Source organism: Legionella impletisoli (genome assembly GCF_900639875.1).
Classification (GTDB): domain Bacteria; phylum Pseudomonadota; class Gammaproteobacteria; order Legionellales; family Legionellaceae; genus Legionella_A; species Legionella_A impletisoli.
Window position 1 is genome coordinate 1 of sequence record NZ_CAAAIA010000020.1, and the last position, 400, is coordinate 400.

Consider the following 400-nt stretch of genomic DNA (forward strand, 5'->3'; position numbering starts at 1 on the left):
CGAGACTCGCTCGTGTGGTGGTGGAGCCGGGGAGATTCGAACTCCCGACCCTCTGCGTGCAAGGCAGATGCTCTCCCAGCTGAGCTACGACCCCCCTTTTTTTGCTTCAGCTTTTTTCTTTACTCTTCGTTATCGATGTTCTCTCGCTCAGTCACATACGGATGTATGCTCCTTCTCTCGTTCACATCGATGCCTCGATTAAAGAAAAAATCTTCGCAAAAATTTTGCTTCAGCTTTTTTCCCTTATGCTTCGTTGCTGCCACTCGCTCGCTCAATCACATACGGATGTATGCTCCTTCGCTCGCTCCTGCCAGCGCCTCGCTCAAGGAAAAAATCTTCGCAAAAATGCTTTTTTCGGACTCGCCAAGTGTCAGATTTGTGTGCAGGTTGGGTTGAAAGC

General features: G+C 49.5%; 1 tRNA gene. It reads right to left on the reverse strand.

Annotated features, from left to right (window positions below):
• Window positions 1-18: 18 nt before the first annotated feature.
• Window positions 19-94: transfer RNA gene (locus E1O41_RS11665), tRNA-Ala, on the reverse strand.
• Between the last annotated feature and the right edge of the window lie 306 nt (window positions 95-400).